This is a genomic window from Cytophagia bacterium CHB2 (assembly GCA_030263535.1).
Lineage (GTDB): Bacteria > Zhuqueibacterota > Zhuqueibacteria > Zhuqueibacterales > Zhuqueibacteraceae > Coneutiohabitans.
In genome coordinates this window covers 1-10,382 of the sequence record SZPB01000231.1, presented here as the reverse complement: position 1 = coordinate 10,382, position 10,382 = coordinate 1, and the positions used below count along the sequence as shown (strand labels likewise).

Here is a 10,382-nt window from a genome sequence, read left to right as displayed (position 1 = left end):
CGGCGAGCCCCACGAAGAGCCGTCATAATGCATTTTATAGATTTGATTCTGCGTAGCATATTTGAACAGCAGCTCGGCGGTGTCATTTGCCAGACCGGTAATGGAAGGCTCTTTTTGCTGTTCATAATAAGTCACGGAGTACACGTTGGGCCAGGTGTACCAATCCGTGGCTTTGCGGTGGATGATCACATAGTAATTTCCAGATGTTCCTGATCTCGCTTCCCAAACGACATGAAGCCGTTTGTCACCGGAGGTGCCGCTTGGCGCAATCGACGGCTTTTTGTGGCTGTTGTAAGAGCCGGGAACGATTGATGAAAGATTCGTGCGTGTGGTGTTCCAGCCTTCGGCTGAATCGGGTCCATTACGATAGTACTGGTAATAAATATTGTAGGTAGACCCATTGTTATACGCATAGACCAGGCAAGACCGCGTGCCATTTCCCCAATACGTGGTGGTTGGTGCAAGAGCTGGCGCGCTGTCACTGGCGCCGGGCCAGGGAACCGCAGTTGCAGCCGCCCACGAGCTGCCATCATTGCTTGAGACCCGGTAATAAAAATTGTTGGAGGTGCGATAAACCACCATGAGCTTGCTCGTGGCCGGGGTGGTGATAACAGGCAGCGGCGGATTCGCGCCAACGCCGGTGGCCAAAGTTTGTACTGAACCCCATGAGCCGGATACATGGCTGCGAAAGTGAATATTGTGAGTGCTCATGTATTGGCGTTGCCAGGCAACGTAGATATTGCCTCCGCGTTCGGCGATGCAGGGAAATTTGTTGTTGCCGTTGCCCGCGCTCAGGCGCATCAATCCCAGCCAGTTTCCCGTGCCCGTTGTGGAGTGTTGATAATAGATCTCGCCCTCGCTCTCGTAAACCAGATGATAATTGCCGGAAGAATCCCGCACAAGCTTTCGGGCATTATTTGAGGCCGTGGCGTCTGTACTGTTGCTGACCAGATAATTGACATATGCGTCAGCACTGATGCCGTTGCCATTGACGGCGATGTTGGTCAACGCAAAACCCGAGCGCGGGCCGTTTCTAATGTTGCTGCTGGGATTACTCAAGGGTGTGAAAGCCGTGTTGTTCGTGGTGCCCGGGAAAAGGTGCGCATTTTTACAGCTACCGATATAGGATCCCGCCTCATCAACGCCGTTCGCCTCCACAACGTCAAGGTTCAAATCAGTCGAGGCATGAGGAGTATTAGCGCGATGAAAGATCAACAGGCCATTCATCATGTCGCCATCAAACGAGCGCTTGCCGCTGGCGAATGCCGGCCGTCTGTTTTCGATGATGAAATACTCGCCTTCGTACCAATTGTCATGATCTGAGTCGTTGACGAAACGGACAAAAATGTTATTGCTCTCATCAAACGAGGGGAAATTGATGGTTTGATCTGTGGCAATATCGGTATAAGTCGCCCACCCCAATACCAACTTGCCCCAACCGCTGAGCGGCGTAGGCGCATGATAACCGCCAATTGACGTGTTGTCGTGATTTCCATCCATAAAGCCCTGGTTGCCGTTTGCCATCAAGTCGAATTCTCGCAATCCTCCGGGCCATGTTGCGCTATCAATTTGCATATCGGGCAAGCCGAGTAAATGGCCGAATTCGTGGCAGTGGGTGCCTATGCCTTCGAAGGTGCCTAGCGTTTGTGTGCGTCCACGGTCACTACTGGTTTTCTCGTGGATCTGGTAGACGAAATAACCGGACTTAAAAGGATAGCCGGATGCGGCAGGCTGTAAACCGCTGCCTCCGCCTCTGCCGGCATAGATCACCACGATTTTGTCATAACCGCTGATACTATAGCCACTGACAGCAAGAGCAGCGTTGAGCAGAGCAGCGGGTGAGATTGATTGACCTTCCCAATAGGCTTTGGTTTGGGTTAAAGTAACGAAGGTTGGCGTGGCATCCGGATCGGGATGAGGATTGATGATGTCACCGGTAATGGTGAGATCGCCGTAAGACATTTCATCGAAATATTCTTTCAGGCTGCCGAAAAGGTCTTCCTCGTCGTGGGTCTGCTTTCCATAGGGATCTGTACGATAATTGGTGCCGAAGAGATGATCGTAATACATCTGGTAGGTGTAGTCATTGTCTGTCTGATGAATATGACAACGACCACCGCGAGCGTCGGTATTTGTCTGCCAATCGCTGAACTGCACCAGAATGACGCCGACATGCAAAGTGGCAGGCGGCGCCGCCGGGCTTCCGGTGGCATCCATGGGGCACATGACTTCTTGTGCATGACTGTTGTCAGGGCCATTTATCATGCCCAACAATAGGATCATAAAAATTATTTGTTGCTTTTTCATGGCTCTTGTCTCCAAGTTAAGGGTAACTCTGTCAATGCAGCACTACAACTTTACGCACTTGCGACACGTTGTCCACGAACAACTGGCAAAAATAAATTCCATCGACCACCTCCTTTTTATTTTGACTGCGCCCATCCCAGCTTATCGCATGATTCCCCTGAGCCAGCGGTTGATCGACAAGCCGCACGATTTCCTGGCCGGTGAGATTAACGACACGCAACAGTACCTGTGATGGCTTGCGCAAGTAGAAGCTCAGATTGACGGTTGGTTGTAACGGATTGGGAAAAGGGTGATGAAAGACGAAATCCTGAGGATGAGTTGGGACCTCATGTCTTTCGTGAACAGAAGTGACAACCTCCCCGAGTTTGCCATTCACACTGACTTGTTGCAATGCCAGATTTTGCCAAAACGACGGGCGCCTTTCACTCCAGACGGCAATGAAGCCCCCTTGTTCATCACGGGTGGCTTCCAAAAAATATGGCCATTCTTCAAAATCACGATGACGGATTAAAACTCCCTCCATTCCCCAAGGCACAGTTCCATTGGAATCGACCTTGAATGCAAAAAGATCTCCTGCGGTAGTGTTAAAGTCGACAACCAACCAAATCATGCTGCCTTTGTCATTACCAATAATTGTTGGGGCTATGGTGGAATGATACCAGATGCGAAAACCCTGAGTTTTCCATAACATTTTACCCCGGGAGTTGAAACGAGCTACAAAGCGTTGTCGTTGGCCGCCAGTTGTGTCATCCCATGTCACCAAGGCGCCACCGTCATTATCATTTACAAGATGAGGAACGGTTCGAACATCGGCGTCTGGCGTAAATGTTTTTCCATTTTCACCCCACAACAAGCTGCCAGCGGAATCAATGCGTTGAATCCTGCCTTCGGCAACATTGCTTGGTGACGGCGAGGTAAAATAAACTCCAGCAATAATTGCTCCCCCCTGCCCGTCACTGGTCGTAGCAAATGCCCCTCCCGTATTAACAGAAATACCTTCCGTTGGCCAGGGGAATTCACCTTCTTTAGTGATTTTATCCACCGCTGCCGTTTGGTTGGCATTTTGACGAAAGCGCGTCATAAGCATTCCGCCTTTGCCGTCCGAAACGACACGGCGTCTGGCATTGTTTGCAAAACTTTCAATCGGTACAGGCCGGCCATTCGGTTCAAAAGCAACTTGACCGTATGCATCAATGCGCTGCACATACCACTGCCAGGGCTCGCGCTGGTCAAACCAGGAGATCATGAAGGTTTGATAGTCGTCGCTTAAAATCTCAAAATCCCCAATGCCAGCTTTCTCGATTCGCTCTCGAATGATGACGCCGGATGAATCCCAAAGCCTTCGGCCTTGCCGGTCAACGCGCTGCACGTACATCTCGTTTTCCGGATTGTTCGGCACGCCCAATTCAAAGCTTTTGGTGAAATCTTCCCAAACAATAACAGCGCCGCCCAGGCCGTCGGGAATGATGTTGGTCGGCGTGCGAAAGCCGGCCGGCGGAGAAACCGGCGCACCATTGCTGCCCCATTGGCGGTAACCGAATTTATCCACGCGATTGGCAAAAATGCCGCGCTCGGAGCCCCATGTCACAATCGCGCCGCCCTCATCGTCGGTGCAAATCAGTGGCGCACCCTGGTTTTCATTCTGTTCCCACACCGTGTTCACGCGTGGGTCGTTCGACCATTGCGCCGGCGCTTCTGCCGAACAAATGAGCATGCCGCACATGACCAGCCAGAATGGGCGGCTGCAGTCTCGAAAAGATTTCATCATTCAGACTCCAGAGTCGATGCAAAAACAAAAAGCCCGAGCACACGGTTCAGGGTGTACTCGGGCCTTGAATTCTTTTTCAAAAAAATTGCTAAAGCGAGCAGCTAAAACACGGCGCAACATGCTCCACCCCCTTATGAGTTTTGACATTCAAGTTCGGTAAGGTTCAGCCACGGCTTGGCCGTGGCATCTACTGAGGTCAAGCCACGGCCAAGCCGTGGCTGAACAAATATGAATTACCGATTTCGATTGCCAAAAGTCATTAGGTGAAAAAACATCCTTGTTCCGGCAGCGCGGTGGGAAAGTAATACTCCGAAATGAAAATGCCAAGCTCAGATTACAATAGTCCTCCTAGCTAAATAAGACGGGCATCGCTCACCGAATGATCACAAACTTCACCCACGCCGTTTGAGAGCCGGAGGTAACGTAACACACATACACCCCGGAAGGCAACGGATTTCTTTGTTGATCGCGAGCATCCCAGGCAAAACCGCCGTTGCCGTCGGTTTCAGTGAAGGTTGCCAGCACGCGGCCTTGCAGATCGAGAATTTTAATGGTGGCTGCCGGCGTCAATCCGCTGATGGTGAGCCTCTCATGCCGGCTCGCTACAAACGGATTGGGAAACACCTTCACCTCGTCCAAATTCGCGGCTGCCGAGGCAAAGCCTGCGGCGTCGCCTTCTCCTTTTATCAGCGGAATTCCGCTGGCGCTGCGCACGCCGTGAACGGTTATCAGGTAATTCAATCCGGTGGCTGCGATGTAGCCCTCGCCCAGCAGTAGGCGCACGCTCGCAGCATCATCACCGAGTGCTTCTGCGCTTTTTAATGTTGGCTGCAATGCGGATTCATTATGCATGCGAATGCTGTAGTTGTCCAGCATGCCGGCGCTGAGGGGATCAACTGGCAGATTGAATGTGAGCCGCACGCTTTTGGGCGACTCCAGCCGCGCCGAGCTGAGGTAAAAGCGCGGCTCTGCTTCGGTCACGCCAAAACGCGCGCGCGCATAAAGCGAGTCCAGCGCAACTCGATCAGCGTCAAACGCATTCGTCACCTCAATCTCGTAGTCGCCGGGCGTCAAAATTTCCTTGGCAAAGGTTAAAATCACTTCGCTGTTCGATCGGCTCAATACCACGCTCTCCGGCGTGCGGCAGGAAAGCGAGTCATCTGAAACTCGCCGAACACAAAAGCGGCCGTTAACGCGAATGGTTTCGTGCATCGGTTCCGAGAACCTCACAGCCACGTGTTGCGGTGCAAAGAATGTTGCGTGCAACACGCGCGGCGCAAGAGAAGGGCGCGCAATCACCTCGCGCGAGCGCGGCCCCACAATCTGCACGCGCTGGCTGTCAATCGTGGCAACGGCATAGCGATAAGCTTGTTCTGCAACCAAATCGGTGTCGAGATATTCGGCGGCATTGACAATTGCAGTGAAATCATCTTCGCTGTCAACTTTGCCGCGATAAACAACATAGCCTTCGGCCTGCGCGACCGGTTGCCATTGCAATTGCACGCTTGCGGCATCTCGTGGGCGTGCAGCGATACTGCCTGGAGGCGGCGCGCCGGTTTGACTGCCAAGGGGCTGAAAGGCGCGCAGGTTCATTCCATCCGAAAAACAAAAAGCATGCGTTTGAGATTGGCCCAGATTTGTAACGACTGTGGTGTTGCTGGCCACCGGCGCATAATGCCAAATCACGCGCATGCCATTTTGGGCTTCGTCGTAATCAACGACATAACCATCCGGAAAGAGATTGAGAAAAAGCTCGTCCCGGCCGTCGCCATCAATATCTCCCGCACCCAGCCCGGCGTCGAAATTTTGCGGCGGTTGAAATCCGAAAAAACGCTGTTCCCACATCACGTCAAAGCGATTGTCGCCGCTGCTACGATAAATGCGAAAGAGCCAGTGCCGGGCATCGAATTCATGCTCGGCGTTCAACTCCGGACTGGAGTGGCAGCCTGCGGCAAAATCCATGCGGCCGTCGCCGTCAAAATCGCCGGCGCGAATGAAATCAATGCTGTCCACCAGCGGCAGGCTGTCGCTCCAGGTCGCCGCAAACCTGTTGTTGTCCACCGTTTCATAGATGTACAAATCGCCGTCCGCGTCGCCGAACAAAATTTCCTGCTGGCCGTCGCCGTCAAAATCACCGATTTCGCTGTGCGGCACGCCGAGGTAATTCGAGCCGGCGGTGAAATTTTCAAATGTGAAGATCAGATCATAAACGTGATTGCCGCGATGTTCCCACAACATGAATTCTGCGTCGTCACGCGCAACGATTTCAACGCGATTGTCGCCGTCCAAATCCGCGAAGCGGCTCGCCCAAAATTCATTGCTGTCCGCCCACACCAGTTGCGTGGGAAACGCGCCAATTTCCGGCGCTTCATAAATAAAACTCTTGGGGCCAATGCCGGCGAGCAATTCGAGTTTGCCGTCGCCATCGCTGTCGCCCACATCGCGCGGAATAAGCGGGCGCGAAGAGTTGAATTGCGGCGTAAAGCCTTCGCGGTTGTGCTCGAAGATCGTCAATAAACCGATGGCATTGTTTTGATCATAAACCGAAAGCAGCAATTCTGCATTGCCATCCGCATCAAAATCTGTGGCGCGCGGCAGCAACAAACCTGCGGGAATTTGCGCGGCCGGCGCAAAAGGGATTTCCACAAACGAAAACGAGGCAATTTCCGGTTGATCGAGCCGAAATAAGAAATACTGCCCGTGGTTATCATTTATCGTTTGCAAGCCGGCGCGATTGACCGCTTCGAGATAAAACTCGATCTCACCGGTTGCCAGGGTTTGCGAAAAATTGAGTCGATGTGCATCAGTCAAATAATTCAACGCGAGCGGCGCGAACGCGGCATTCGCATGGCGCGCTCGCCACCACAATGTCGCGCGCGACAAATCATCGGTGGCGAATTCGAGCAAAACACTGTGGCGGTTGCTGTCGATCATTGGCGTGGTTTTGATGCGATCGATTTGGGGCGGCGTGTGATCGAGAAAAATGCGGGTTTTGTCTTCATGCGTTTGGCCGTTTTGCAAATGCGCAGCGAGCCGCAACGTATAAGTGCCGTCCGGCAATCCCTGCACCACCCAGAGGCCGAGTGAATCATCCAGCGCCTGGCGCGTCATCCCCGAGGCAATAACTTGCCATTCCGCCGGATTATCGCCGGCGCCGAACGACAATTCATATTCTTTGAGGAAAGCGCCCAACACCGTGCCGCGAATGACAAGGCTCGTGCTGCCATCGAAACCGGCATCCATTTCCGGCGCGTGAATTTCACAACGTGAGAGCTGTTCCAACTCCAATGCAGCGGCGGCATCGATTCTACCGGCGCCGAAGGAACGATCCCATCCAGGCTCGCCCAAATCCACGGCACTGTTCTGCAGCGCGGCGCGAATCATCTCATTGTTCCACTCCGGCGAGCGCGAAAGCAGCAGTCCCGCAAGAGCGGAGACGAACGGGGCTGCGGCCGAAGTGCCGCCAAACTGGGCATAAGATTTTCGCAAGCTTGTGGTCCAAATTTCTGTGCCGGGCGCAACCACATCGAGCGTTGTTCCATAATTCGAGAACGCGGCCAAACGATCATCAGGCATGCTTGCGCCCACGGCAATCGTTTCCGCATAAGCGGAGGGATAATGCGGTGTATCTGTTGACGAGTTGCCCGCGGAAGCAACGAGCACAACGCCGCGGCGATGCGCAAATTGTATGACGTCGCGCAGCATCGGCGAGACCACCACATCGCCAAAACTCATGTTGATCACCGCCGCGCCGTTCATCACGGCATAAACAATGGCCGAGGCCACATCATCTTCTTCCAGCAAACCCTGACTAGTGCCGGCGCGCAACGCCATCACCTGGCATTGCGGTGCGAGGCCGGCAATACCGATGCGATTGTTTGCCTGCGCGGCAATGATGCCACTCACGGCCGTACCGTGGCCGTTGTCGTCAGAGGGATCATTGTCACGATCCAGGTGATCGCCCGCATCAGGAAAACCGGGCGCGTCGGTGAAATCCCAGCCGATGACATCATCGATAAAACCGTTGCCGTCATCATCAATGTTGTTGTAATCGGCAGGCTCCGCCCTGCCATTGCCGTTCAAATCTTCACCGGCATTGATCCACAAATTTGTCTGCAAATCGGGATGATCCAGCTCCACGCCGGTGTCAATCATCGCGATCAAGACGTTTGCTGCGCCGGAGCTGATTTGCCAGGCTTCCGGCGCGTGCAGGGTTTGCAAGGCCCATTGCCGCGAATAAAGTGAGTCATTTGGAGCATCTCCCGGCGCATTGTTTGCTAGCGTAAAGCCGTCACAATGCAACACGTGATTGAATTGCGCATACTCGATTTCAGGAGAATCAGAAAGGGAATCCAATGCCGTCGTCATATCGACATCAGCATCATCAAAACGAAGCAAGACAAATCGATTAATCTCCGCATTGCCGGATTCGGGCAAGGCTGCCAACGCGCGATAATTTCCCAGGGCGCGCAAGCGAACATGAAGTTGACTCGCGGAATCGAATGCAATTGTGTCTCCACTTTTCTTTTGCAGTGAGGTGGAGGCCCGCACTTTAAGAATGATTTCCCGGGGAGCTGAAGAGGCGACCAATGAAGGCGCTTGAGAAATCGACTCTCGTTCCGCCCCGAGAATCATCAGGAAGCTGGCAACAAGGCAGCAGCGCCGTCGAAAAAAGCCATGTGAAATCAAAACGAACATAAAGCTGATTGCTGAATTCAAGAATGTGAAACTCCCGCCAATTTACGCCACGGAGAGAGCAGGAAATATGCACCAATGCGCGCCATAGCAGTCAAAAGAAACAGAGGCCACAGGGAAACAATTAAAATATTTTCCCAAAACGATCGGCGGTACTTCCAAAAATAACGCCAAAACGAAAAATGCGAGCTCCAAATCGCGGCTGGTCGCGCCTGTTTGATGCTGGCGCCGAGCGCGTGATAGATTTTGACCTCGCTGCTGAAACGAATGTTCCAACCCGCCTGCCAAACCCGGCGACACCAATCGACATCGCTGAAGAACAGAGGGAATTGTTCATCCCAGGACCCAACTTGTTTGACAACTTCCGGGCGTGCGAGCAGGCACGCGCCTTGCGGTTGATCGACTGCGCGCGAGGAGCGATGATCGAAATCGCCCATCTTCCAGCGATTGCACACGCGGGAACGCGGGAACAAACGTGACAGGCCGGTGAATTCAAAAAACAAATCAGCATATTGCGGAAAGCGCCGGCACGAGGGTTGGATCGTTTCATCGGATATGCGTGGCGCCACAGCGTTCGCCGGGCGAGCATCGACGGTGAGGCGTGTTGGCAGAAAATGCAATTGCGGCGCAATCACACCGGTGCCATCGTGCGCATAGAGTTGTTCGAGAAGTTGTGACAGGCTCGCGGGCGGGAAGATGGTATCGGGGTTCAAGAACAACACCGGCGCGCCGCCGGGAGCAGCCGCCAAACCCTGGTTCAAGGCAGCGGTGAATCCACGATTGGTGTGATTGTTGACGAATGTGGTATGAACGCGGTGTGCCGGAAAATGACGCACGGCCTGTGCAACGATTTCCATGGTACGATCGGTTGAGGCATTGTCAATGAGATAAATCGAAAGCGAGCGGCGGGCCTCCGCTAGCGGCAGCGAGGCCAGGCACGCGCCAATGTGCGCGGCGCTTTGATAGGTGACGATGATAATGGCGAGATGATCGGGCGGCATCGCGCTTTATTCGACGCAAATCAACTCACGTGTTATCGGCGTCAACACTTCCACGCCGTTTGCGGTCACCAAGACATCGTCTTCAATGCGCACGCCACCGAGGTCGGGCAGATAGACGCCCGGCTCAATCGCCAGCACACAACCGGGTGGAATCACATCTTTGCTTTCCGGGCCGAGGCGCGGCAACATGTGAACGTCCAGGCCAAGGCCATGGCCGAGCGCATGATTGAAATGATTGCCAAAGCCCTTCGCTTTGAGATGCTCGCGCGCGACTTTGTCGAGATCGATCGCGTTCATGTTGGGGCGAAGCGCGGCATAGGCGAGTTCTCCGGCTTCTTTAACGGCGCGATAGACTTCGCGCATTTGCGCCGTGGGTTCGCCCACGGCGATCGTGCGCGTTACGTCCGAAGCATAGCCTTCGAACACGCAGCCGTAGTCAATAATCACCATATCGCCTGCCTGCAAGCGCCGCATCGAGCTGCGTCCATGCGGCAATGCCGAACGCGGGCCGCTGGCAACAAGCGGCTCAAAGGCATCAGCCTCGGAGCCGGCTTTGCGGCCGCGATAAATAATTTCAGCCGCGAGGTCGGCTTCGCGCACACCCGCATGCA

General features: G+C 53.9%; 5 protein-coding genes. All 5 read right to left on the bottom strand.

Annotated features, from left to right (window positions below; all coding sequences use genetic code 11):
- A partial coding sequence (locus FBQ85_19830; GenBank protein ID MDL1877384.1) for a hypothetical protein occupies window positions 1–2,307 on the bottom strand: 2,307 nt, incomplete at its 3' end.
- A gap of 31 nt (window positions 2,308–2,338) precedes the next feature.
- Window positions 2,339–4,075 (bottom strand): T9SS type A sorting domain-containing protein, encoded by a 1,737-nt coding sequence (locus tag FBQ85_19825; GenBank protein ID MDL1877383.1) that lies wholly within the window; start codon window positions 4,073–4,075, stop codon window positions 2,339–2,341.
- A gap of 372 nt (window positions 4,076–4,447) precedes the next feature.
- Window positions 4,448–8,773, bottom strand: a complete 4,326-nt coding sequence (locus FBQ85_19820) for a T9SS type A sorting domain-containing protein (protein MDL1877382.1) — start codon at window positions 8,771–8,773, stop codon at window positions 4,448–4,450.
- A gap of 17 nt (window positions 8,774–8,790) precedes the next feature.
- Entirely contained in the window at window positions 8,791–9,771 is a 981-nt protein-coding gene (locus tag FBQ85_19815) for a glycosyltransferase family 2 protein (GenBank protein MDL1877381.1), read from the bottom strand.
- Window positions 9,772–9,777: 6 nt separating this feature from the next.
- On the bottom strand, window positions 9,778–10,382 hold a 605-nt coding region (locus FBQ85_19810; GenBank protein MDL1877380.1), incomplete at its 5' end, for a M24 family metallopeptidase.